Origin of the sequence: Paraburkholderia sp. MM6662-R1 (assembly GCF_050436245.1) — a bacterium.
In the GTDB taxonomy this organism is placed as follows: Bacteria; Pseudomonadota; Gammaproteobacteria; order Burkholderiales; family Burkholderiaceae; genus Paraburkholderia; species Paraburkholderia tuberum.
The window spans coordinates 1,534,304-1,559,606 of sequence record NZ_JBNDLV010000004.1 but is presented as its reverse complement, the minus strand read 5'-3'; the positions used below and the strand labels follow the sequence as shown (position 1 = coordinate 1,559,606).

General features: G+C 62.8%; 15 protein-coding genes, 3 tRNA genes and 3 rRNA genes. 6 read left to right on the top strand and 15 right to left on the bottom strand.

The genetic code is table 11. From position 1 onward, the window contains the following. Positions 1–4: 4 nt before the first annotated feature. The 5 genes from selA to fdnG form a co-directional block, all read right to left on the bottom strand. On the bottom strand, positions 5–1,453 hold the full coding sequence (gene selA / locus OKW39_RS37070; protein ID WP_429564882.1) for an L-seryl-tRNA(Sec) selenium transferase: 1,449 nt from the start codon (positions 1,451–1,453) through the stop codon (positions 5–7). A 46-nt stretch (positions 1,454–1,499) separates the two neighbouring features. Then, complete coding sequence (gene fdhE / locus OKW39_RS37065) at positions 1,500–2,501, bottom strand: formate dehydrogenase accessory protein FdhE (RefSeq protein ID WP_429333002.1); 1,002 nt, start codon at positions 2,499–2,501, stop codon at positions 1,500–1,502. A 121-nt stretch (positions 2,502–2,622) separates the two neighbouring features. Continuing rightward, entirely contained in the window at positions 2,623–3,279 is a 657-nt protein-coding gene (locus OKW39_RS37060) for a formate dehydrogenase subunit gamma (RefSeq protein ID WP_090808550.1), read from the bottom strand. Continuing rightward, positions 3,276–4,199 carry a formate dehydrogenase subunit beta gene (gene fdxH, locus OKW39_RS37055; protein WP_090808548.1) on the bottom strand — a complete coding sequence of 308 codons (924 nt, stop codon included), beginning with the start codon at positions 4,197–4,199 and terminating at the stop codon, positions 3,276–3,278. Before fdxH ends, OKW39_RS37060 begins: the two co-directional genes overlap by 4 nt. A gap of 9 nt (positions 4,200–4,208) precedes the next feature. Next, the gene (gene fdnG / locus OKW39_RS37050) at positions 4,209–7,277 is read right to left on the bottom strand and encodes a formate dehydrogenase-N subunit alpha (protein WP_429333004.1); all 3,069 of its coding nucleotides are present in this window, start codon (positions 7,275–7,277) and stop codon (positions 4,209–4,211) included. A 248-nt stretch (positions 7,278–7,525) separates the two neighbouring features. Between fdnG and selD the strand changes: the two genes are divergently transcribed. The 4 genes from selD (at position 7,526) to OKW39_RS37030 (ending at position 11,021) form a co-directional block, all read left to right on the top strand. Further along, positions 7,526–8,584, top strand: coding sequence for a selenide, water dikinase SelD (selD, locus tag OKW39_RS37045; RefSeq protein ID WP_187613812.1), 1,059 nt, complete (start codon positions 7,526–7,528; stop codon positions 8,582–8,584). 117 nt (positions 8,585–8,701) lie between these two features. Further along, a complete protein-coding gene (mnmH, locus tag OKW39_RS37040; RefSeq protein WP_429364939.1) occupies positions 8,702–9,769 on the top strand; it encodes a tRNA 2-selenouridine(34) synthase MnmH in 1,068 nt (355 codons plus the stop codon). A gap of 25 nt (positions 9,770–9,794) precedes the next feature. Then, entirely contained in the window at positions 9,795–10,850 is a 1,056-nt protein-coding gene (locus OKW39_RS37035; protein ID WP_429364938.1) for a permease, read from the top strand. A gap of 36 nt (positions 10,851–10,886) precedes the next feature. Further along, complete coding sequence (locus OKW39_RS37030) at positions 10,887–11,021, top strand: hypothetical protein (protein ID WP_143037237.1); 135 nt, start codon at positions 10,887–10,889, stop codon at positions 11,019–11,021. Between the two features lie 76 nt (positions 11,022–11,097). Here OKW39_RS37030 and dhaL read toward each other — a convergent pair whose 3' ends face one another. The 5 genes from dhaL to OKW39_RS37005 form a co-directional block, all read right to left on the bottom strand. Continuing rightward, a complete protein-coding gene (gene dhaL / locus OKW39_RS37025) occupies positions 11,098–12,801 on the bottom strand; it encodes a dihydroxyacetone kinase subunit DhaL (RefSeq protein WP_429564881.1) in 1,704 nt (567 codons plus the stop codon). Between the two features lie 283 nt (positions 12,802–13,084). Continuing rightward, positions 13,085–13,161 (bottom strand) — tRNA-Val (locus OKW39_RS37020). Positions 13,162–13,239: 78 nt separating this feature from the next. Next, on the bottom strand, positions 13,240–14,730 hold the full coding sequence (locus tag OKW39_RS37015) for a M81 family metallopeptidase (protein WP_429564880.1): 1,491 nt from the start codon (positions 14,728–14,730) through the stop codon (positions 13,240–13,242). Beyond that, positions 14,727–15,857 (bottom strand): allantoate amidohydrolase, encoded by a 1,131-nt coding sequence (locus OKW39_RS37010; RefSeq protein WP_429564879.1) that lies wholly within the window; start codon positions 15,855–15,857, stop codon positions 14,727–14,729. The genes OKW39_RS37015 and OKW39_RS37010 overlap by 4 nt, the downstream gene beginning before the upstream one ends. A gap of 33 nt (positions 15,858–15,890) precedes the next feature. Continuing rightward, entirely contained in the window at positions 15,891–16,055 is a 165-nt protein-coding gene (locus OKW39_RS37005) for a hypothetical protein (RefSeq protein ID WP_429564878.1), read from the bottom strand. Between the two features lie 396 nt (positions 16,056–16,451). Between OKW39_RS37005 and OKW39_RS37000 the strand changes: the two genes are divergently transcribed. After that, positions 16,452–16,913: a hypothetical protein gene (locus OKW39_RS37000; RefSeq protein WP_090808528.1), complete on the top strand. Its 462-nt coding sequence runs from the start codon at positions 16,452–16,454 to the stop codon at positions 16,911–16,913. Between the two features lie 178 nt (positions 16,914–17,091). Here OKW39_RS37000 and rrf read toward each other — a convergent pair. The 5 genes from rrf to OKW39_RS36975 all read right to left on the bottom strand — a co-directional run bounded on the left by rrf (position 17,092) and on the right by OKW39_RS36975 (position 22,473). Next, positions 17,092–17,205 (bottom strand): 5S ribosomal RNA (gene rrf / locus OKW39_RS36995). A 226-nt stretch (positions 17,206–17,431) separates the two neighbouring features. Further along, positions 17,432–20,313: ribosomal RNA gene (locus tag OKW39_RS36990) — 23S ribosomal RNA — on the bottom strand. 346 nt (positions 20,314–20,659) lie between these two features. Continuing rightward, a tRNA-Ala gene (locus OKW39_RS36985) sits at positions 20,660–20,735 on the bottom strand. Positions 20,736–20,788: 53 nt separating this feature from the next. Then, positions 20,789–20,865: transfer RNA gene (locus tag OKW39_RS36980), tRNA-Ile, on the bottom strand. A gap of 75 nt (positions 20,866–20,940) precedes the next feature. After that, a 16S ribosomal RNA gene (locus OKW39_RS36975) occupies positions 20,941–22,473 on the bottom strand. The 16S, 23S and 5S rRNA genes sit together here with 2 tRNA genes alongside, the layout of an rRNA operon. A gap of 721 nt (positions 22,474–23,194) precedes the next feature. On the opposite strand from OKW39_RS36975, the gene rpoD reads away from it, so the two are divergent. Beyond that, positions 23,195–25,189 carry an RNA polymerase sigma factor RpoD gene (gene rpoD, locus OKW39_RS36970; RefSeq protein ID WP_184068954.1) on the top strand — a complete coding sequence of 665 codons (1,995 nt, stop codon included), beginning with the start codon at positions 23,195–23,197 and terminating at the stop codon, positions 25,187–25,189. Positions 25,190–25,303 lie beyond the last annotated feature (114 nt).

The window sequence follows — 25,303 nt, the reverse complement described above, 5'->3', positions numbered from 1 at the left end:
TCCTTCAGTTGCTTTTCGGTTGCGCGATCAGCTGTGCGATCAATTGCGCCTCGTCGGCGGCTTCGAGGCAGCGCAGATCGAGCCGCAACGCGTCGTCCGCGATCCGGCCGAGCACCGGCCGCACCATCTCGCGCAACTGCTTTTCGAGCGCGAGCAGATGACGGCCGCCGCGCTTGCCGTCGCTCATCCTGATGACGAGGCCATAGCTCGGCAGCACGTCGACGGGCAATGCGCCGCTGCCGATCTGGCTGAACATCGGCTCCGCGGCCACGGTGTAGCGCGCGTCGATCGCCTGCTGTAGCGCCGGTAACATGCGCTGCGCGGCGCCGTGAATATCTTCGGCGGGCCGCGTGAGGAGCCGTAGCGTGGTCAGCCGCTCCGTCAACTTCTCCGGCGCGCGATACAGCTGGAGCACAGGCTCCAACGCCGCGAGTGTCAGCTTGCCGACCCGCAGTGCGCGCTTCAGCGGATGCTTCTTGATCTTCGCGATCAGGTCGCGCCGCCCGACGATCAACCCGGCCTGCGGGCCGCCGAGCAGCTTGTCGCCGCTGAACGTGACCAGATCGGCGCCGGCCGCGACGGTCTCGCGCACCGTCGGCTCGCGCGGCAAGCCCCATTCGGCGAGATCGACGAGCGTGCCGCTGCCGAGATCGACGGCGACCGCAAGCCCGCGCGCGTGCGCGAGCGGCGCGATCTCTTCGATGCCGACTTCCTTCGTGAAGCCACTGATCGCATAGTTGCTCGCGTGGATTTTCATCAGCAGCGCGGTACGCGCGTTGATCGCCTGTTCATAGTCCTTCAGATGGGTGCGGTTCGTCGTGCCGACTTCGCGCAGCTTCGCGCCCGCGCGGCTCATGATGTCGGGAATGCGAAACGCGCCGCCGATTTCGACGAGTTCGCCGCGCGACACCACCACTTCCTTCTTCGCCGCGAGCGCGGAGAGCGTGAGCAGCACCGCGGCGGCGTTGTTGTTGACGATGGTCGCCGCTTCGGCTCCGGTCAGCTCGCAGATCAGATCGTCGATCAGATCGTCGCGGTCGCCGCGCGCGCCGGTGGCGAGATCGAACTCGAGGTTGGCCGGTTGCGTGAGCGCGCTCATCACCGCGCGCACCGACTCATCGGGCAGCAGCGCGCGGCCGAGGTTCGTGTGCAACACGGTGCCGGTCAGATTGAACACGCTGCGCAGCCGCGACGCATTACGCGCGAGCAGCGCCGCGGCGACCGTCGCATGCAGCTGCGCGGTATCGAGCGCGCTCACCGCCGGGTTGGCCGCCGCATCGCCCGATTGCGCGCTGATGCGCCACGCATCGAGCGCGTCGCGCAGCGCGTTGAGTACCTGGGTGCGGCCGTATGCGCCGATGAGCGGCACGAACTCTTCCGACGCCAACACCTTGTCCACCGACGGCACGCGCGCCATCAGCGCGCGCAATGCCGAGCTGCTCACATCGCTCACGAGCAATCCTTATGTCGTTTTGAACTTGGCTCCGGTCAGGTCGCCGTCAGGCCGACTCGTCGCCCTCCGTTTCGGCCGCGCCGGCCGTCTGCTCCGGCCACAGCCATGGATGCGGCGACGCGCGCCGGTAACCTTCCGCGCCCATCAGCAGATCGAGCGTGAGGCTCGCGAGGTCGTCCGCGAATGGATCGAACTCGTAGTCGTTCGCCTGAATGCCGATCTTGCGATAAGTATGGCATTCGTCGCACGACTCCGCCTTCAGCGCGGCGTTTTTCGATTCGGCTTCGCGCGCGGCTGCGTCGGCGTCGGGCGAGCCGGCTACCTGGTACGCGATGCCCTTCGTCGAATCGCAGTTCGAGCATTTGCTACGGACCATATGCCATTCGGTCGCGCACAATCCGCATTGCAGATAGCGATAGTTGTCGTACGCGCCGCCGATGCGCAGCGTGCTCGCCACCGGATGCGAGCCGCACACCGGGCACAGGCCCGGTGTGTCGAGGTACGGTACGGCGCGCTTGTCGATGTCGGCGGCGAGGTCGGTCCATACGACCTGCAGCGCGGCCATGATGAACGGCGCGCTCGCCGGCTCGACGTCGGCGAAGCGCTGCGCGAAGATCGCGTCGGCCTGCGCTTCGAGCGCGGCGACGTCGAGCGAGCGCAGGCGCGCGAACAACGCCACGAGCGGCGGCGTCAACGGGGGAGCCGCCGCTTCGATCCTGTCGAGCAGTTGTAGCAGCACGTCGCGCCACGCCGGATCGCGCGCGCCGGACAGCGCCGGAATCAGCGGCATCGAATACTGCTGCGCGCTCGCGATCAGCTCGGGGCTCGGTGGCTGGGCCTTGAAGTGCGCGAGCACCGCCTGCTGCGCATCGGCGAGCGCCGCCATCAGCCGCAGGTAGCCGGCGATCGGATTGCCGCGCGAGGCGAGCTGACGCAGGCGCGCGGCGCGCGGCGCGAACACCGCGAGCCGCTCGGGCATGCGGATGCGGGGTATTGCCGAGGGATCGAGCGACTCGATGTCGGCGGCTTCGAGAATGCGTTGAGTCAAGATATCGACCTCTGAAAACTGAAAGGCCGCCGCCCGTCATCGACGAGGCGCGGCGGCCCGGTGCGAGGGGCGCTGCGTCCAGTGCATTAGAGTCCGCATCGGAGCAGCGTCTATGGAGCGTTTACTTGCCGATGATTTCCCTGAACCAGTTTGGATGATGCTTGCGCGCCCAGCCATAGGTAACGGTGCCGCGCGTCATCGCACCTATGGAGCCCTTGACCCACAGCGCCGCATAGATATGCACGATGATGCCGACGATCAGCAGGAATGCCGTCACGGCATGCACGAGCGCCGAGAGCCGGATCACACCAATCGGGAAATAGAACGAAAAGTAGCGCCGCCAGATCACGATGCCGCTCAGCAACAGCAGCAGCATACAGATCACCATCACGAAGAACAGCAGCTTCTGCCCGGCGTTGTACCTGCCGATTGCGGGCAGGCGTTCCTCGCGATTGTTCAGCACGTCGCCGATCTGCTTCATCCACTGGATATCCGCCTGGTCCAGATAGTTGTGATGCCAGAAGCGCAACGCAAGAATCAGGAACGAGATGAACATCACGCAGCCGATGAACGGGTGCAGAATCCGCGTCCACTGCCCGCCGCCGAGTACCACGTACAGAAACGCCATCGACGGATGGAACAGCGCGAGACCGGACAGCGCAAGCAGGATGAAACAGATCGCGGTGATCCAATGATTCGTGCGCTCGTTCGGCGTATAGCGCACGATCAGTCGGTTGCCCTTTACGTCCGTGAAGTCGGTGTGCTCAGAGTGGTTCATTGCCTACCCTCCCGCGAACGGCGTGCTTCTTCGGCTTCCTTGACGGCTGCGGCTTCGTCGGCCTCGGACACCTCGTTCGGGCCGACGCGCGTGTAGTGGAAGAAGCCCGCGAGCGCGGCGATCCCCATAATGGCGAGCCCGATCGGCTTGGCGATGCCCTTCCACAACGAGACCAGCGGACTGATGCGCGGATCGTCCGGCAGGCCGTGATACAGCGACGGCCGGTCGGCGTGGTGCAACACGTACATCACATGCGTGCCGCCGACCTTGTCCGGGTTATACAGGCCAGCGTTCTGAAAACCGCGCTCCTTCAGATCGACGATGCGGTCCTCGGCCTGCTGCTTCATGTCCTCCTTGGTGCCGAACATGATCGCGCCGGTCGGGCAGGTCTTCACGCACGCCGGCTCCTGGCCGACCGCCACACGATCCGAACACAGCGTGCACTTGTACACGCGGTGATCCTTCTTCGACATACGCGGGATGTCGAACGGGCAGCCGGCGATGCAGAAGCCGCAGCCGATGCAGTTCTCCTGGTGGAAATCCACGATGCCGTTCGTGTACTGCACGATCGCGCCCGGCGCCGGACAGGCCTTCAGGCAGCCCGGGTCCTCGCAGTGCATGCAGCCGTCCTTGCGGATCAGCCATTCGATATCGCCGGCGGAATTCTCGTACTCGGCAAACCGCATGACGGTCCACGAATGCTCGGTGAGATCGGGCGGGTTGTCGTAGACGCCCACGTTCACGCCGATCTCGTCGCGCAGATCGTTCCACTCCATGCAGGCCGTCTGACACGCCTTGCAGCCGATGCACTTCGACACGTCGATGAGCTTCGCGACCGTGCCCGTGGCCGGCTCGCGAATCACCGGCGGCTGCGTGGTGGTGGCCGAAACGCGTCTGATGTCCAGTGATTGCAGTGCCATCTCTTTTCCTTATGCCTTTTCGACCTTGACGAGGAACGACTTGAATTCCGGTGTCTGCGAATTCCCGTCGCCCACCGGGGGCGTCAGCGTATTGATGAGATAGCCCGGCCTCGCGATCCCTTTGAAGCCCCAATGGAGCGGCAGCCCGACGGTCTGCACCTTCTTGCCCTCGATCATCAGCGGTTTGATCCGCTTCGTCACGACCGCGACGGCCACCAGGTGCCCGCGGTTCGAGCTCACCTTGACCCGGTCGCCGGCTACCACGCCGATCTCCTTCGCGAGGTCTTCGCCAATCTCGACGAACTGCTCGGGCTGGATGATCGCGTTCAGACGCGCGTGTTTGGTCCAGTAGTGGAAATGCTCGGTCAGACGATAGGTGGTCGCCGTATGCGGGAAGTTCTCGTGCGTGCCGAACGTGGCCTTGTCGTCCGGGAACACGCGCGCCGCAGGATTGCTGACGACCAACTTGTTGTCCGGATGCAGCGGGTTGTAGCCGAGCGGCGTTTCGAACGGCTCGTAGTGCTCGGGGAATGGCCCTTCCACCAAAGCTTCGCGCGCGAAGAAGCAAGCCACGCCTTCCGGATTCATGATGAACGGATTCATGCCGTCTTCGGGCGGCTCGTCGACCTTGAAGTCCGGAATGTCGGCGCCCGACCACCTGCTGCCGTTCCACGCGATCAGCTTGCGCGTCGGATCGAACGGCTTGCCGCTGAGATCGCACGACGCGCGGTTGTACAGAACCCGCCGGTTCACCGGCCATGCCCAGGCCCAGTTCAGCGTGTTGCCGATGCCGGTCGGGTCCGAGTTGTCGCGGCGGCCCATCTGGTTGCCCGCCTGGGTCCACGCGCCGCAGAAGATCCAGCAGCCGCTCGAGGTCGAGCCGTCGTCGCGCAGCAGCGCGAAACTCGCGAGCTGCTCGCCCTTCTTCGCGAGCACCTTGGTCGTGTCCTTCGGATCGGTGACGTCCGCGAGCGCCTTGCCGTTGTACTCCATCGCGAGTTCTTCGGGCGTCGGGCTTTCCGGGTTCGCATACGGCCAGCTCATGTTCAGGATCGGATCGGGATACTTGCCGCCGTCCTTGCGATAAGCGTCGCGAATACGCAGCCACAGCCCCGCCATGATATCGAGGTCGCTCTTCGCTTCGCCGGGACCGTCCGCGCCCTGCCAATGCCACTGCAGCACCCGGCTCGAACTAACGAGCGAGCCGCGTTCCTCGGCGAAGCAGGTGGTCGGTAGACGAAACACCTCTGTCTGGATCGAGCCGCTGTCGACGTCGTTTAACGGGCCGTAGTTCTTCCAGAACTCCGACGTTTCGGTCGCGAGCGGATCCATGATCACGAGCCACTTCAGCTTGGCCAGCGCCGCGCCGTTCTTCGCCTTGAACGGCGCGGCGGCAAGCGGATTGAAGCCCTGCGCGATGTAGCCGGTCATTTTGCCCTGATTCATCAGCTCGAAGACCTGCAGCAGGTCGTAGGACTTGTCGAGCTTCGGCAGATAGTCGAAAGCGAAGTTGTTGTCGGCGGTCGCCTTGTCGCCCCACCACGATTTCATGAAGCTCACGTGGAACGCGCGATAGTTGCGCCAGTAGCTCAGCTGGTTCGGCCGCAGCGGCTGTTTGGCGCGCTTCGCGATGTAGGCGTCGAAGTCCTGCTCCGCTTCCATGGGCAGCGTCATGTAGCCCGGCAGCAGGTTCGACATCAGGCCGAGATCCGTCAGGCCCTGGATGTTCGAATGGCCGCGCAGCGCGTTCATTCCGCCGCCCGCGATGCCGATGTTGCCGAGCAGCAGCTGCACCATCGCGCCGGTGCGGATGATCTGCGAGCCGACCGAGTGATGCGTCCAGCCGAGCGCGTACATGATCGTGGCCGCGCGGTTCGGCACCGACGTCGACGCGAGCATCTCGCACACGTGCTGGAACTTCTCCTTCGGCACGCCGCAGATTTTCTCGACCTGCTCGGGCGTGTAGCGCGAGTAGTGCTGCTTCATCAGCTGATAGACGCAGCGCGGGTCCTGCAGCGTCGGATCGACCTTGGCGAAGCCGTCGTCGCCGCGCACGTAGTCCCACGAGGCCTTGTCGTAGCTGCGCGTGTCGGCGTGGTAGCCGGAAAACAGGCCGTCCTTGAACGCGAAATCCTCGCGCACGATGAACGGCACGTCCGTGTAGTTCTTCACGTACTCGTGCTGGATCTTGTCGTTCGTCAGCAGGTAGTTGATCACCCCGCCGAGGAACGCAATGTCCGTACCGGTGCGGATCTGCACGAAGTAGTCCGCGACCGACGCCGTACGCGTAAAGCGCGGGTCGACCACGATCAGACGCGCCTTGCGGTGCGCCTTGGCTTCGGTGACCCATTTGAAACCGCATGGGTGTGCCTCGGCCGCATTGCCGCCCATCACGAGAATCACGTCCGCGTTTCTGATGTCGACCCAATGGTTCGTCATCGCTCCACGGCCAAACGTCGGGGCAAGACCTGCCACCGTCGGGCCATGTCAGACACGCGCCTGATTGTCGAATCCGAGCATGCCAAGACTGCGAATAGTCTTGTGCGTCAGATAACCCACCTCGTTGCTGCCGGCCGATGCCGCGAGCATGCCGGTAGTCAGCCAGCGGTTGACCTTCTTGCCGTCCGCAGTCGTCTCGACGAAGTTCGCGTCGCGGTCTTCCTTCATCAGCTTCGCGATGCGGTCTAGCGCGTCTTCCCACGAGATGCGCTTCCACTCGTTCGCCCCGGCCGCGCGGTACTCGGGATAGCGCAGACGGCTCGAGCTATGGATGAAGTCGATCAGGCTCGCGCCCTTCGGGCACAGCGTGCCGCGATTGACCGGATGGTCGGGGTCGCCCTCGATGTGGAAGATGCTCGTCTTCACATTCTTGGCCTCGTCGCCAAGACCGTACATCAGGATGCCGCAGCCCACCGAACAGTAGGGGCAGGTGTTGCGGGTTTCAGTCGCACGCGACAATTTGTACTGACGGACTTCGGCCAGCGCGGGTGTCGGCGAGAAGCCCATCAGGGCCAGGCTCGATCCGGCAAGTGTCGTGGCAGAGACCTTCAGGAATTGTCGCCGAGTCATTTGCGTCATTGCATGGCCTCGGCTCTTTTGGGGACAAAATTGATTATAGATGCCGTTTCGCGACATGCAGCATAGTGCATTCGCCACCCCGGTAGATGGGGCATGCGAAAGTCACTTGAAAGGGGCCGTTTATCGCTCGGCAAAACGGGGGGCGAAACGGGTTCGGCATAGAGCCGGTTTGTGCCCGTGCCGACGCTGCACAGGGTGAAAACAACCCTCATAATGCGGTCATTCGACGAACCCCAACTCTCGCCCCCATGACCCAAGTCCAAGCAAGCCAGTCGCCCCGCCTGACGAGCCTGTCGCACGGCGGCGGCTGCGGCTGCAAGATCGCGCCCGGCCTGCTCGCCGATCTGCTCAAGCGCAGCGCGCCGCTGCCATTCTTCCCCGACCTGCTGGTCGGCAACGACACCGCCGACGACGCCGCCGTCTACAAGCTCAACGAAGACCAGGCGATCGTCGCGACCACCGATTTCTTCATGCCGATCGTCGACGATCCATTCGACTTCGGCCGCATCGCCGCGACCAACGCGATCTCCGACGTCTACGCGATGGGCGGCAAGCCGATCATGGCGCTCGCGATCGTCGGCATGCCGATCAACGTGCTGCCGCACGACGTGATCGCGGCCGTGCTGAAAGGCGGCGAATCGGTCTGCGCGGAAGCAGGCATCCCGCTCGCGGGCGGCCATTCGATCGATTCCGTCGAGCCGATTTACGGCCTCGTCGCGCTGGGCATCGTCGATCCGAAGCGCGTCAAGCGCAACGCGGGCGGCCAGGCCGGCGACGTGCTGATCCTCGGCAAACCGCTCGGCGTCGGGATTCTGTCCGCGGCATTGAAGAAAGACCGGCTCGACGAGGCCGGCTACGCGGCAATGATCGGCGCGACCACCAAGCTGAACCGGCCGGGCGCCGAGCTGGCGCGGCTCGACGGCGTGCATGCGCTGACCGACATCACCGGCTTCGGCCTGCTCGGCCACACGCTGGAACTCGCACGCGGCTCGAAGCTGACCGCGCGTGTGCGCTACGCGGACCTGCCGTGGCTGCCGAACGTCGCGAGCCTCGCGCAAGCAGGCATTTTCACCGGCGCATCGGGCCGCAACTGGGATGCCTACGGCCACGACGTGGTGCTGCCCGCCACCTTGCCGTCCGCCGGCCGCGCGTTGTTGACCGATCCGCAGACGTCGGGCGGGCTGCTGGTGTCGTGCTCGCCCGAAGCGGTAGACGAAGTGCTCGCGCTGTTCCGCGCCGATGGCTTTGCCGACGCACGGGTGATCGGCGAGCTGGTGAGCGGGGAAGCGCGGGTCGAAGTCATCTGAGGTAGGCGGCCGAAGGACGTCACTGGAGAACCCCGGGAAGGACGCATATAACCGGCCCGAACGAGCCGCCCATGCGATAATTTCGGTCTTCCCGCGGTCCGTTTGGTCCCTACTCCCTTGAAAAGTCTTCTAGTCAGCCTCGACAAAGCCGGCGATTTCGATGAAATCGTCGACGTTCGCACTCCGCTAGAGTTCGAGGAAGACCATATTCCGGGCGCGACCAACGCGCCAGTGCTGAGCAACGAGGAACGCGTGCTGGTCGGCACGACCTACACGCAGGTGTCGCCGTTCGAGGGCACGCGGCTCGGCGCGGCGTTGGTCGCGCGCAACATCGCGCATCATCTGGAAACCACGTTCGCCGACCGGCAGCGCAACTGGCGCCCGCTGATCTACTGCTGGCGCGGCGGCAAGCGTTCGGGCTCGGTCACGACGCTGTTCAACATGATCGGCTGGTCGGCGCGGCAGCTCGACGGCGGCTACAAGAGCTACCGGCGCGCCACGCTGGAGAGGCTCGAAACCCTGCCGCGTCGTTTCAGCTATATCGCGCTCGTGGGCCCGACCGGCAGCGGCAAGACCCGGCTGCTGTCGGCGCTGCATGAGGCCGGCGCGCAGACGCTCGACCTCGAGGCGCTCGCCGCGCATCGCGGCTCGCTGCTCGGCGCGTATGCGGGCGTGGCGCAGCCGTCGCAAAAGCGTTTCGACACGCTGCTCGTCACCGCGCTGCGCGACTTCGACGTGAACCGGCCGGTGTTCGTCGAGGCGGAAAGCCGGCGCATCGGCTCCGTCACGCTGCCGCTCGCGCTGCTCGAAACGTTTCATCGCGGCGCGTGCGTCGAGGTGCGCTCGAGCAGCGAGGACCGCGCGGCGTTTCTTTTGCAGGATTACGCGCATCTGTTCGAGCATCCCGATTACTTCAAGGGACAGCTGGAACGGTTGATCGGTCTGCACAGCCGCGAGCGGGTCACGGGCTGGCTGCGGCTCGTCGACGAGAACCGGCGCGCCGAGCTCGCGCGCGAACTGATCGAACGGCACTACGATCCCGCATACGCGCGCAGCAGCGGCCAGCATTTCGAGCAGTTGCCCAACTCGCTGCAACTCGATTTCCGCCCGAACGACGCCGACATCGTCGAGCAGGCGAAAACGCTGCTCGCGCAGCTCGATACCCGCACGCTAGTCGTCGGTTGATCCACAACGACATTCAACAACCATCATGCAATCAACCCTTCGGCAACCCCGCGTCACGCTTGGCTGGATCGTGTTCCTGCTGATCGCCGTCGTCGGCCTCTTCTATGTGAAGTGGTTTCCGTACTACAACCGCGCGTTCGTCGCCGCGAGCCAGCATTCGATCGGCAAGTCGATCCTGATGGGCACGTCCGCGAGCGCGCCGGCGGCCTCATGGCAGGCCGCGATCGACTTCGCGCTCGCTTACGGCAAGGCAATCTGGCAGGCGATGGTGCTCGGCCTGCTGCTCGGCTCCGCGGTACAGGCGCTGATTCCACCGCAATGGGTCGCGCGCGCTCTCGGCCGTGCCGACTTCAACAGCGTCGTCAAAGGCGGCCTGATGTCGTTGCCGGGCATGATGTGCACCTGCTGCGCGGCGCCGGTCGTCGCGGGCCTGCGCGCGCGTGAAGCGGCGCCGGGCGCGGCGATTGCTTTTTGGCTCGGTAATACCGCGCTGAATCCCGCTACGCTGATCTTCATGGGCTTCGTGCTCGGCTGGCAGTGGATGGGCCTGCGCCTCGCGCTCGGCATCGTGATGGTGCTCGGCCTTGGCTACGTCGTGAATCGCATGGTCACGCCACAGGAAGCGCAAGCGTCGCGAGAGGCCGTCGCGCAACTGGTCAGCGCCGACGATCCAGGCACCGCGTTCTCGCGCTGGATCACGATTCTGGGGCGCATGACGCTGCGGCTCGTGCCCGAATACATCGCGCTCGTGCTGATTCTCGGCGCGGCGCGCGCGTGGCTGTTTCCGCACATCGGCCCGGACGTCGACAACAGCCTGCTGTGGATCATCGCGCTGTCGATCGCCGGCACGCTGTTCGTGATTCCGACCGCGGGTGAAGTGCCGATCATTCAGGCTATGCTGTCGTTCGGCATGGCCGCCGGCCCCGCCGGCGCGCTGCTGATGACGCTGCCGCTCGTCAGCGTGCCGTCGCTCGCGATGCTCGCGCGGTCGTTTCCGCGGCGCGTGCTGACGGTGGTGACCTGTGCAGTGGTGGTGGGCGGTGTCGTCAGTGGACTGCTGGCCGTTACGCTGGGCTTCTGAGTCGGTTTTTGAGTTCGAGTCGTAGAAGAAGAAAGCATGAAACGTATTGCCGCATTCGCTGTCACGTGTTGGTCCGCTGCCGGGCTGCTGTACCTTGGACAGCACTCGGTGGCGCTGATCGCACTGAGCGGCGTCGTGGCGTTCGCGGGATTCGATCTCCTGCGGCCGTGACGGCGGCGTAGTTTTTCCCTGCTGCGAAAGTGCGCTCGTCCCTTGCGTTCGCCGTATCGTTCGCGTCAGGCTGCGCCTAACCGGGAAGCGCGTCGCGAATCGCCGCGAGCCACAACGCGACCGCATGCGCGCCCGGGTCCATATGACCGAGCGCGCGCTCGCCGACATAGCTCGAACGCCCGCGCCGCGGATGCATCGATGCGGTACGAGACGTGCCGTCGCATGCCGCAGCGACGGTGGCCTGCAATGCGGCATCCGTCGACGCTCCCTGAGCGAGCGCGTCATGCAGCGCGTCGGCAGCGGGCCTCAGCGCATCGACCATCGTCCGATCGCCCGGCCGCGCGCCCCCCAGTTCCATCAACCCATCGACACCGGCGCTGAACGCCGTCGCCCATTGCCGTGCGGTGGTCCCGCCCGACTGTTCGAGCGCGGCCGCCGCGCGCAGCAGCATCACCGCGTACAGCGGACCCGACGTGCCGCCCACCACGCGCCGCAGCGTCGCCGACATGCCGCGCAATACCGCGCCCGGCGTGGTTGCGCACGCGTAGGAATCGAGCTCGAGCTGCACCGCGCGTGCGCCGCGCGCGAGGCTGATGCCGAGGTCGCCGTCGCCGACGCGCTGGTCCATTTCGGTCAATGTCGGCTCGGCTGCCAGCAGGCACTCGCAGACCGCTTCGAGCGCGCGCCGCAGCGTCGCGTCACGCGCGAGCGTCGCGCCGCTCGCGCTTTGCGGCGCGGGTGGCGCCGCACGCACCGCGACCTGCGCGACGCGGCCGCTCAGCGCAGGCCATGCGCTCGTCTGTGAGGCGGCGTCGAGCAGGCTCAGCCGTTCGTCATCGATACGCAGCAGCGTCAGCGAGACGCCGGCCATTTCGAGCGCGCTCAGGAACGTGCCGGCCCACGCGCGCGCGACTGCGATGCCGCGCCCGGCAAGCTCGCGCAGCGCGGCACCAGCCACCACGTTGAGTTCGCTCGGCGGCGTGCCACCCAGATTGTTGACGAGCAGCGCGACGCGCTCGCCCGCCTGCAACGCGAGATCGTCGACGATCTTTGCAAGCAGCTTGCCGACGATCGCGTCGGCCGGCTCCAGCGCGCCGCGCGCCACGCCGGCTTCGCCATGAATGCCGAGGCCCCATTCGATTTCGCCATCGCCCAGCGCGAAGCCCGGCTTGCCCGCGGCCGGCACCGTGCACGGCGTCAGCGCGACGCCCATCGTGCCGAGCGACGCGGCCGCTTCCCGAGCGAGCCGCGCGACCTCGGCCAACGGCAAACCGCGCGCGGCCGCCGCGCCCGCGATCTTGTGAACCAACACTGTGCCCGCGAGTCCGCGACGGCCCGCGTGATCGCCGCTCGCGCTCAGCGCGACGTCGTCGGCGACGATCATCATCTCAACGAGGATGCCCTCGGCGCGCGCGATTTCGGCCGCGAGGCCGAAGTTGAAGCGGTCGCCCGTGTAGTTCTTGACGATCAGCAACGCGCCCGCGGGGCCGGCCACCGCGCGTATCGCGTCGAGCACGGCGTCGGTGGAGGGCGAGGTGAAGATCTCGCCGGCTACCGCCGCGCTCAGCATGCCGTGGCCCACATAGCCGCCGTGCGCGGGCTCGTGGCCCGAGCCGCCGCCCGAGATCAGCGCGACCTCGCCGCGCGCGGCCACGGCCTGGGCATCGGCGCGCAAGACGATCGTGCCGCCTTGCAATAGCGAGAGTTGGGGATTGAGCGCGATGAGCCCGTCGAGCATCTCGGGGACCACGGTGGACACATCGTTGATGAGCTTCTTCATTGCGTCAGCTCCGTTGGATGCTGCCGGCATCGCATGATCGAAGATGCGATGGGAACGGCAGTCGGGTCGGCGGCGAAAGCGGAAGGTCTAACTGTACCGCGCATTGTCGAACGACGACGCAACGGCGAGAGCGCGCGTGAATGTGCATGAGCTTCGGGCCACGAGCGGACAACAACAACGAAGGGGACGTGATGCCGAACGGCGAAACTGAGGGAACGACTGGATCGATTTGACAGGACCGTAGACGAAAGCGGAACCGCTTTCGTCTACGTCACAGATGCGTTGGTAGGCTCGATTGGATTCGAACCAACGACCCCCACCATGTCAAGGTGGTGCTCTAACCAACTGAGCTACGAGCCTTTAGAGGCGCGAATTATAGAGACTCAATGCGGACTGCACAAGCCCTTGCCGCGACTTATCGAAACGCATGCATGTCGATCAGTTCGTCGCGGTCCATTCGGTGTGAGGGTCCAATGGATAAACCGGCCGCTTCACGTGCTCGAAGCTGAACAGACCATAGTCCGAACTCGTGACGCCGCGGCTATCGCATTCGACGAGTGCCTCCGCGATCGGCACGAAAACCGGCCGGCAATACATGCGTGATTTGAGCAGCAGAAAACGCGCGCGGCGCGGATCGATGCCGACGCTCTCGAACACGCCGAGATCCCACGGCTCATGCGTTCGTTCGGTCACGACGAGTTTCACCGTGCCGGTGTCGAGCACTGCCGCGCGCCCCATGTACGCGCGCTGGCCGGTGTAGGTCGGGCCGCTGATCACGTATTCGCCGTCGGTCAGCGCGCGCACGACGCCGGTCAGGGCAAGCGGCGAACGCGAAGGCAATGCATCGTTTGTGAGCTTGTTGCCGATCGCGAGCGTGACCCTGCTACCGACGCCCGAGGCCGCCAGGGCCGCGACCGCCTGCGGATCGCACAACGGCCCGCTGACGATGCCTTCGAGGCCCTGCCTCAACGCTTCCTCGAGCAAATCCATCGTGTCGCACGTGCCGCCCGACATGCAGTTGTCGCCGTGATCGAGCATTAGCACCGGTTTATCGGCGGCGCGTGCCAGCGACGCCGCCCGCGCGACCGATTCGGCAAGCGGCGCGCTGCGATAGACAAAATCGTCGCGCTCGTCCCAGATCTGCCGCGCGATGCGCTCGGCGACCGCCTCCGCATCCGCGCGCTCGCCATTGCCCACGACGACGACGCTAATGCATGGCGCTTCGATATCGGCGAGCGAGAAGCCCGCCAGCACCGACACCGCGAGCATGCCGTCGGCCTCGGCGGCGCGCGCGGCATCGAGCGCGCGTTTCATCGCGCCGTCAACGCTCGCGCTGCGCAGCGTGTGCGTGAGCAGCGGCGGCTGACGCCACGCGATCACCGGCTTCGCGTGGCCCTCGATCATGTCGAACAGCAAGCGCGCTGCATGTGCGCCAGTCTCGTACATGTCGACGTGCGGATAGGTCTTGAAGCTGACGATGACGTCGGCGTTGTCGATCATTTTTTGCGTGACGTTGCCATGCAGATCGAGCGCGACCGCGATCGGCGCGTGCGGCAGCGACGCACGCACGCGCCCGAGCAGATCGCCTTCACCGTCGGTCGAGTTCTCGGCGACCATCGCGCCGTGCAGATCGAGCATCACCGCGTCGCAGCCCGTCGCGGCTGCCACGATCGCGTCGCAGATCGTATCGTAGGCGGCGGCGTCGACCGGCCCGCTCGGATTCGCCATGGCGGAGATCGGCGTCACGATTTCGGCATCCACGCGCTCGGCGGCGTCGATGAACGCGGCCATCGCGGTTTGCATGCCCTTGTTTTCGTCGAACGCGGCGCGGCCGTAGCTCGGACCGTTGCGGCCGAATGCGGCCAGCGGGGTCTCTACTGGCGAGAACGTGTTGGTCTCGTGGTTCATTCGTGCGATCAGGATCTTCATGCGCGCATGCTCCCCGTTCTCGACGCCGCGCTCGGCATCACCTGCAGCAGCATATTGCAGCCGGCTTCCAGATGATCGGCGCGCGCGTCCTCGATTTCGTTGTGGCTAATGCCGTCCTTGCAGGGAACGAAGATCATCGCGCTGGGTGCGCCGCGCGCGAGGTAGGCGGCGTCGTGTCCCGCGCCGCTGATCACGTCCATCGACGACACACCGAGCCGCTCCGCGCTCTGTCTGACCTCGGCGATCCATTGCGCGGCGAATCGCTGCGGCGGGAAGTAGACGACCTGCTCGATGTCGGTAGTGACGGGGGCGTCCAAGCTGCTGCTCGCGCGGGTGGCGGCGGCGTTGATGGCGGCGTTGCCCCCATTGCTGCCCGCCTGCGCGCACGCTGCACGCCATGCGAGGTCCATCGCAGTGAGCGATGCGTCATCGGCTGCGCGCAGGTCGACGCTGAATTTCACGCGGCCCGCAATGACGTTGCGCGAGTTTGAATGCACGTCGAGCCAGCCGACCGTGCTACGGCCATGCGGCGCGTGATCGAGTGCGATACGGTTCACCGCATGGATCGGATCCGCGGCGACGAGCAGCGCGTCGCGGCGCAGCGCCATCGGCCCCGCGTGCGCTTCCATGCCGTGCGCGGTCAGGTCGTACCAGCGCTGCCCGAGCGCTCCCTGCACGACGCCGATGACCTTGTCGTGCGCTTCGAGCACGGACTCCTGTTCGATATGCACCTCGAAATATGCGCCGACAGCGTGCGACTTGCGATGCTCGCCGGCATAGCCGATCGCCGCTAGCGCGTGGCGCACCGCTACGCCGTCGCGATCGCGTTGCGCTAGCGCGTGCTCGAGCGTGAATGCGCCGGCGAACACGCCGGAGCCCATTATCACCGGCAAGAATCGTGAGCCCTCCTCGTTGGTCCACATGGCAACCTCGAGCAGCGCGATGGTCTGCACGTTGGCCTCGGCCAGCGGGCGCAGCACCTCCAGCCCTGCCAGCACACCATAATTGCCGTCGAATTTGCCGCCGGTCGGCTGCGTGTCGAGATGGCTGCCCGTCATTATGGGCGGCAGATCGTCACGCAGCCCCGTCCTCCGCGCGAAAATATTGCCGATCGCGTCGACCGGCACCGTGCGGCCGATCCCCTTCGTCCACGCGATGAACTAATCGCGTGCCTCACGGTCGAGTTCGGTCAGTGCTGGACGGCAGACACCGCGTTTGTCGGTCGCGCCGATCCGCGCGAGCTGCATGAGACAGTCCCACAGCCGCGCGCCGTCGATCCGCAAATCGGCGGGCGTCGAGACAACGTTGGATGAATGAGTCTGCATCGATGCATCCTCGGGTCGAAGACAGCTGGATGGCGCTTGCCGGCGGGACTTGCTCCGTTCCGGCTTGCTGGCCGAGGTTGTTCCAATCGTCATGATAGAGAGGTTTCGCCGAGGTAGATGGCCGGACGCGCGCGAGGTGGCAATGCGGCGCGACGCCTTTCCGTGGGCAAGCATAGAAAGCAAAGCCGCTGGGTTCGTGGGGAGTGAACGGCGCATCGCGGGCGATGCAGGTGCCAATTCGCTCGACGACGGACGCCGCGACGTGCCGGCAATCTGCGCGCAAGTGGCCGCCAGCAAACGTTTTCGTCGAAGGAAGCGGCTAAAACGCAATGAAGGCTCAACCTTTTGCGAAGCGCGCCGTTATTGCATGTGCTCAGGCAAACCCCTCGGATCTCCATGGCACAACCAATTCCTTTCCGCAACACTGGCGCCGCCCGCGCGCGGCATGCCAAAGCCATGCTGTTGCCCATCGCGCGCCAGATCGCCGACGATCTCGCGTTGCGAGTTCATCTGTCGCTCGACGCACTGCGCCGTGGCCTCGGTACGAAGAGCGATGCGCAGACGGTCACGCAGATCATGCTGTTGACCAGCTACCTCGCTGATGCCGGCTTTGGCTCGATGAGCCACGAAGAGCTCCACGCCGCGGACCGCGCCTCGGCGATGATGTTCGACGCAGGTCGGGAACGCAACGAATGGAAACTTGACGAAGCGGGATTCGCGCTCTTTGCATCGATCGCAACGAGCTACGATCGGCAGCTGCATCGCGCTCCGCTTTGGGCGATTACGGAGGCCAGCGAAAGACTCGACTGCTTTATCGCAGGGGGATCCGATCGAGCGCCGGCGCGTAAGCGGGCTTAGCGTGTTTGGAGGAGGTGCTGGCCGGCCGAGCCGGAAGGACATGGATTTTGGACGACCGCGTCGGAAGTCGCCGGGTTACGCGGATGCGTTGCGGATCGGAAAGTAGTGAAGCGCGCAAAGTCGGCCGCGTAAACGCAAAAACCCCACCGCGGCGGGTGGGGTTTCTGACTGGAGGGGAGCCTGACGATTACCTACTTTCACACGGGCAATCCGCACTATCATCGGCGTGGAGTCGTTTCACGGTCCTGTTCGGGATGGGAAGGGGTGGGACCGACTCGCTATGGTCATCAGGCATGACGGGTTGCTGCGTCGCAGGGCTGGAGTCAACCGGTTGCGCCACAGCCAATCGGGAAGAAGCGTAAAGGATTCGAGTGTGGGGGTTGTGTTGTTTCTGGCACAACACTGAATCCCAACCGTGCGTTTCTGTTAGCTCCCGCGGGAGGTCACACAAATCCCCTTCGGGGATCGGACCCGCGTAAGTGCTGAAGCACTCACGCGGGTCGAGACACACCTGTTATAGGATCAAGCCTTACGGGCAATTAGTATCAGTTAGCTCAGTACATTACTGTACGTGCACACCTGACCTATCAACGTCCTGGTCTTGAACGACCCTTCAAGGGGCTCGAAGCCCCGGGGATATCTCATCTTAAGGCGAGTTTCCCGCTTAGATGCTTTCAGCGGTTATCTCTTCCGAACATAGCTACCCGGCGATGCCACTGGCGTGACAACCGGTACACCAGAGGTTCGTCCACTCCGGTCCTCTCGTACTAGGAGCAGCCCCCTTCAAATATCCAGCGCCCACGGCAGATAGGGACCAAACTGTCTCACGACGTTTTAAACCCAGCTCACGTACCTCTTTAAATGGCGAACAGCCATACCCTTGGGACCGGCTACAGCCCCAGGATGAGATGAGCCGACATCGAGGTGCCAAACACCGCCGTCGATATGAACTCTTGGGCGGTATCAGCCTGTTATCCCCAGAGTACCTTTTATCCGTTGAGCGATGGCCCTTCCATACAGAACCACCGGATCACTATGACCTGCTTTCGCACCTGTTCGACTTGTCAGTCTCACAGTCAAGCACGCTTATGCCATTGCACTATCAGCACGATTTCCGACCGTACCTAGCGTACCTTCGTACTCCTCCGTTACACTTTGGGAGGAGACCGCCCCAGTCAAACTGCCTACCATGCACTGTCCCCGACCCGGATCACGGGCCAAGGTTAGAACCTCAAACAGATCAGGGTGGTATTTCAAGGACGGCTCCATTGAGACTGGCGTCCCAACTTCATAGCCTCCCACCTATCCTACACAGACCGGTTCAAAGTCCAATGCAAAGCTACAGTAAAGGTTCATGGGGTCTTTCCGTCTAGCCGCGGGGAGATTGCATCATCACAAACACTTCAACTTCGCTGAGTCTCGGGAGGAGACAGTGTGGCCATCGTTACGCCATTCGTGCAGGTCGGAACTTACCCGACAAGGAATTTCGCTACCTTAGGACCGTTATAGTTACGGCCGCCGTTTACCGGGACTTCAATCAGGAGCTTGCACCCCATCATTTAATCTTCCGGCACCGGGCAGGCGTCACACCCTATACGTCCACTTTCGTGTTTGCAGAGTGCTGTGTTTTTATTAAACAGTCGCAGCCACCAGTTTATTGCAACCCTTTCACCCTTCTGGCGCAGGCCAGTCAGGCTATGAGGGCGTACCTTATCCCGAAGTTACGGTACCAATTTGCCGAGTTCCTTCTCCCGAGTTCTCTCAAGCGCCTTAGAATACTCATCTCGCCCACCTGTGTCGGTTTGCGGTACGGTCACTGTGAAACTGAAGCTTAGAGGCTTTTCCTGGAACCCCTTCCAGTTGCTTCGCCACCGAAGTGGCTCGCCTCGCACCCTTGAATTCTGCGCCCGGATTTGCCAAAGCGCCTTCTCCAATGCAAGGACCGGGACTTCCAACACCCGGACAACCTTCCGCGATCCGTCCCCCCATCGCATTTCACAATGGTGCAGAAATATTAATCTGCTTCCCATCAGCTACGCATTTCTGCCTCGCCTTAGGGGCCGACTCACCCTACGCCGATGAACGTTGCGTAGGAAACCTTGGGCTTACGGCGAGGGGGCCTTTCACCCCCTTTATCGCTACTCATGTCAGCATTCGCACTTCCGATACCTCCAGCACACTTTCCAGTGCACCTTCGCAGGCTTACGGAACGCTCTCCTACCATGCACATTACTGTGCATCCGCAGCTTCGGTATATGGCTTAGCCCCGTTACATCTTCCGCGCAGGACGACTCGATCAGTGAGCTATTACGCTTTCTTTAAAGGGTGGCTGCTTCTAAGCCAACCTCCTGACTGTTTTAGCCTTCCCACTTCGTTTCCCACTTAGCCATATTTGGGGACCTTAGCTGGCGGTCTGGGTTGTTTCCCTCTTGACACCGGACGTTAGCACCCGATGTCTGTCTCCCGTGATTGCACTCTTCGGTATTCGGAGTTTGCTATGGCGTAGTAATCCGCAATGGACCCCACAACCATGACAGTGCTCTACCCCCGAAGGTGATACACGAGGCACTACCTAAATAGTTTTCGGAGAGAACCAGCTATTTCCAGGTTTGTTTAGCCTTTCACCCCTATCCACAGCTCATCCCCTAACTTTTCAACGTTAGTGGGTTCGGTCCTCCAGCACGTGTTACCGTGCCTTCAACCTGGCCATGGATAGATCACCTGGTTTCGGGTCTACACCCAGCGACTGGACGCCCTGTTCGGACTCGCTTTCGCTACGCCTGCCCTAATCGGTTAAGCTCGCCACTGAATGTAAGTCGCTGACCCATTATACAAAAGGTACGCCGTCACCCCTTCGCAGAGGCTCCGACTGTTTGTATGCATGCGGTTTCAGGATCTGTTTCACTCCCCTCCCGGGGTTCTTTTCGCCTTTCCCTCACGGTACTGGTTCACTATCGGTCGATCACGAGTATTTAGCCTTGGAGGATGGTCCCCCCATCTTCAGACAGGATTTCACGTGTCCCGCCCTACTTCTCGTACACCCAGTTCTTCCATGCTGTTTTCGTCTACAGGGCTATCACCTGCTATGGCCGCACTTTCCAGAGCGTTCGACTAACAATACAGATAACGTGTACCGGCTGATCCCATTTCGCTCGCCACTACTCTGGGAATCTCGGTTGATTTCTTTTCCTGCGGTTACTTAGATGTTTCAGTTCACCGCGTTCGCCTCACGCAGCCTATGGATTCAGCTACGGATACTCCATTAGGAGTGGGTTTCCCCATTCGGACATCTCCGGATCAATGCTCGTTTGCCAGCTCCCCGGAGCTTTTCGCAGGCTACCGCGTCCTTCATCGCCTGTGATCGCCAAGGCATCCACCACATGCACTTGTTCGCTTGACCCTATAACGGGTGTGTCTCTGTGTCGACCCACGCTAGCGCTTTAGCGCTTACGTGGGTCCCATCCCCGCAGGGGATAGACGCACTCGCTACAGGTTGAGTATTCGTGTTGCGCCGTATTCCAAAGCGATCTCTCGATCACCTTTAAAATACATCGATACAATCACAACCCTGATTCACCTACTCACACACCCATCTCCAGGTATGCTTTCGTGAATCTCTTTACTACTTCTTCCTGATTGTTAAAGAACGGCAGCCGGTATGAAGCCTGTGCCTCATACCGCTCTGACTGGCTCAATCGCCAATGCGCAACGCTCTGCCTTCATGCAGAACCCTGCGCATTGAGGATTGGTGGAGGATGACGGGATCGAACCGACGACCCCCTGCTTGCAAAGCAGGTGCTCTCCCAGCTGAGCTAATCCCCCAGTCTCACAGATACTCCAGCGGCCCCAGCCCTTCAGCTCACCAGACAAGACACTGGTGGGTCTGGATGGATTCGAACCATCGACCCCCGCCTTATCAAGACGGTGCTCTAACCGGCTGAGCTACAGACCCCTGAGCCTGCCTGCGTTTCTTCTAACCACAGCCGATAAGCGTGAGCACTTGAGTGCAATGAATGCACAGCTCTGGAAAGGAGGTGATCCAGCCGCACCTTCCGATACGGCTACCTTGTTACGACTTCACCCCAGTCATGAATCCTACCGTGGTGACCGTCCTCCTTGCGGTTAGACTAGCCACTTCTGGTAAAACCCACTCCCATGGTGTGACGGGCGGTGTGTACAAGACCCGGGAACGTATTCACCGCGGCATGCTGATCCGCGATTACTAGCGATTCCAGCTTCACGCACCCGAGTTGCAGAGTGCGATCCGGACTACGATCGGTTTTCTGGGATTGGCTCCACCTCGCGGCTTGGCAACCCTCTGTTCCGACCATTGTATGACGTGTGAAGCCCTACCCATAAGGGCCATGAGGACTTGACGTCATCCCCACCTTCCTCCGGTTTGTCACCGGCAGTCTCCCTGGAGTGCTCTTGCGTAGCAACTAGGGACAAGGGTTGCGCTCGTTGCGGGACTTAACCCAACATCTCACGACACGAGCTGACGACAGCCATGCAGCACCTGTGTTATGGCTCCCTTTCGGGCACTCCCGCCTCTCGGCAGGATTCCATACATGTCAAGGGTAGGTAAGGTTTTTCGCGTTGCATCGAATTAATCCACATCATCCACCGCTTGTGCGGGTCCCCGTCAATTCCTTTGAGTTTTAATCTTGCGACCGTACTCCCCAGGCGGTCAACTTCACGCGTTAGCTACGTTACCAAGCCAATGAAGGCCCGACAACCAGTTGACATCGTTTAGGGCGTGGACTACCAGGGTATCTAATCCTGTTTGCTCCCCACGCTTTCGTGCATGAGCGTCAGTATTGGCCCAGGGGGCTGCCTTCGCCATCGGTGTTCCTCCACATCTCTACGCATTTCACTGCTACACGTGGAATTCCACCCCCCTCTGCCATACTCCAGCGCTGCAGTCACCAATGCAGTTCCCAGGTTAAGCCCGGGGATTTCACATCGGTCTTACAGCACCGCCTGCGCACGCTTTACGCCCAGTAATTCCGATTAACGCTCGCACCCTACGTATTACCGCGGCTGCTGGCACGTAGTTAGCCGGTGCTTATTCTTCCGGTACCGTCATCCCTCACGGATATTAGCCACGAGGTTTTCTTTCCGGACAAAAGTGCTTTACAACCCGAAGGCCTTCTTCACACACGCGGCATTGCTGGATCAGGCTTGCGCCCATTGTCCAAAATTCCCCACTGCTGCCTCCCGTAGGAGTCTGGGCCGTGTCTCAGTCCCAGTGTGGCTGGTCGTCCTCTCAGACCAGCTACAGATCGTCGGCTTGGTAGGCCTTTACCCCACCAACTACCTAATCTGCCATCGGCCGCCCCTTGAGCGCGAGGTCCCGAAAGATCCCCCGCTTTCCTCTCCCGAGCGTATGCGGTATTAATCCGGCTTTCGCCGGGCTATCCCCCACTCCAGGACACGTTCCGATGTATTACTCACCCGTTCGCCACTCGCCACCAGACCGAAGTCCGTGCTGCCGTTCGACTTGCATGTGTAAGGCATGCCGCCAGCGTTCAATCTGAGCCAGGATCAAACTCTTCAGTTCAAACCTGTTACTGTGTTCGGGCTCTCTCGAACCCGGTCGCTCACTCAACGTACTGACGATGATTGATCCGTCTTTCGACAGACAAACCTTCCTCTAATACTGTGTGAGGCTTCTGATACTTCTGCCTGACAGCAGACTCCGGAGAATCCGCCGCCGCATTCCGCATCAAGCGCCCACACTTATCGACTGTTAGTTTTTAAAGATCGGTCCGCCAAACCCGCCGCGCCTGAACCACCACTACCCGGCACTGCTTCGTTTGCGTCGCTGCGTCTGCAGCAGAGAAACGAGATTATGGAGAGCGGTCGACAACACGTCAATACCCTTCTGCGAATTTCTTTTGGGGACAGCATGCGAGGATACGACTCCATATACAGGAAAACGACATGGAGCCCCCTTGCGCAAGGAGCAACTCGCCCCTATCTAGGTTAGGTCGCGCGTCTGGCCACGGACTATGCACCTGCGTAGCCTCACGCAATGCCTGCGACAACAGCGACGATGATTTGATGTGCACCCATGAGCGCGAACCCCCAAGCTCGTATATAATGCGAGCCGCGCAAAATTTCGCATGTCCATCGGCCCGCTTCGAGCGGGCTCATCTTTTTTGCTCCCCAGAGCACAGCCCAACAACCGCGTTGAGTCACATCAGGTGATGCTGAGCCCTGCTCGAAACGCCTGACGGTAGCGTCTTGCGTCTCATAGCGAAGCCTCTAGAGGAAATTACGTGAACCCTTTCGATCGCGAAGATTCGCAACACGACACCGCCTTCACTGCCAAAGTTCCGTCCGGCCGTTCGGCCAAAGGCAAGGGCGCCGGCAAAGCGATTCCCGTGGCAGCCGAGCTGCTGCCGCAACAAGCCGAAGAACGCCAGCGCCTGATGCGCGCACTGATCCAGCTGGGTAAAGAGCAAGGCTACCTGACCCACGCGCAGATCAACGACCACCTGCCCGACAACTTCACCGCAACCGCCGCGATCGACAGCATCGTCAGCGCGTTCAGCGACATGGGCGTGCAGGTCTACGAGCAGGCCCCGGACGCGGAAACGCTGCTGCTCAACTCGAATTCCCCCGCCGTGGTGTCGGACGACCAGGCGGACGAGGAAACCGAAGTCGCGCTGTCGACCGTCGACTCCGAGTTCGGCCGCACCACCGACCCCGTGCGTATGTACATGCGCGAAATGGGCGCGACCGAGCTGCTCACCCGCGCAGGCGAAATCGCGATTGCGAAGCGCATCGAAGACGGCCTGCACGAAATGGTGCAAGCGATCGCCGCGTGCCCGCTCGCGATCTCCGCGATCCTCGCGAGCGCGCAGCAGGTTGTCGACGGCGAGCTGCGCATCGACGAACTCGTCGACGGCCTGAATGAAGAGACGGCCGCCGCGGAAGAAGTCGCGAGCGCCGACACGGATGCCGATGAAGACAGCGACGCCGACGGAGACAGCGAAGACGAAGAAGACGACGACGTCGGTCCGGAAGATTCGTCGGCGGCGGACGAAGCTCGCCTGAAGCAGCTCACGAGCGACTGCCTCGAAATCTTCGCCCAGGTCGGCATTCTGTACGACCAGATGAACGCGTCGCACGCGCGCGGCGACGTCACGTCGAAGGCCTATCTGCGCGCACGCGAAGACATTCAGCAGCACCTCGCGAAGATCCGCTTCACCGCACGCACGATCGACCGTCTGTGCGGCGACGTGCAGCGCCAGGTCGCGCAAGTGCGCGCGATCGAGCGCAACATTTTGCAGATCGTCGTCTCGAAGGCCGGCATGCCGCGCGAGAAGTTCATCGAAACGTTCGCGGGCAGCGAGGCCGACCTCGGCTGGACCGAGCGTGCCGCGCGCACCGGCGCGTCGACCTATGGTGCGGCGCTCGAGCGTCACCTGCCGGCCATCCAGTCCGAACAGCAGAAGCTGATCGACATCGAAGCGACGGTGTCGCTGCCGCTCAAGCATCTGAAAGAAATCAACCGCCAGATGGTCGCGGCCGAATCGAAGATGCGCAAGGCCAAGAGCGAGATGATCGAGGCGAACCTGCGTCTCGTGATCTCGATCGCGAAGAAGTACGTGAACCGCGGCATGCTGTTCCTCGACCTGATCCAGGAAGGCAACATCGGTCTGATGAAGGCCGTGGACAAGTTCGAATACCGTCGTGGCTGGAAGTTTTCGACGTACGCGACCTGGTGGGTCCGTCAGGCCGTCACTCGTTCGCTCGCCGATCAGGCGCGCACGATCCGCGTGCCGGTGCACATGATCGAAACGATCAACAAGCTGAACCGCATTTCGCGCGAGATCCTGCAGCAGACCGGCCAGGAAGCGCATCCTGCGGTGCTCGCGGAACGCATGGAACTGTCGGAAGAGAAGGTGCGCGGCATTCTGAAGATCGCGAAGCAACCCGTATCGCTCGAAACGCCGGTCGGCGACGACGGCGATGCGACGCTGGGCGACATGATCGAAGACGCTGGCGTATCGTCGCCGGCGGATGCCGCGATGCAGGCCGACCTGCGTGCCGCGATCGACGACGCGCTCGACTCGCTGTCCCCGCGCGAAGCGAAGGTGCTGCGCATGCGCTACGGCATCAACACTAAGTCGGATCACACGCTTGAAGAAGTGGGCAAGCAGTTCGACGTGACCCGCGAGCGGATCCGCCAGATCGAGAGCAAGGCGATGCGCAAGCTCATGCATCCGAGCCGCGCGGACCGTCTGAAGTCGTTCCTCGACCGATAAGCGTTTGCCACGCTTGCCGTGCGCGCTGCACGGCAAGCCGCCCACATCGTCATACACAGCAGCGGGATGAACCGGTCGACGGTGAGTCCCGCTGTTTGCTTTTGTGCTGTACCT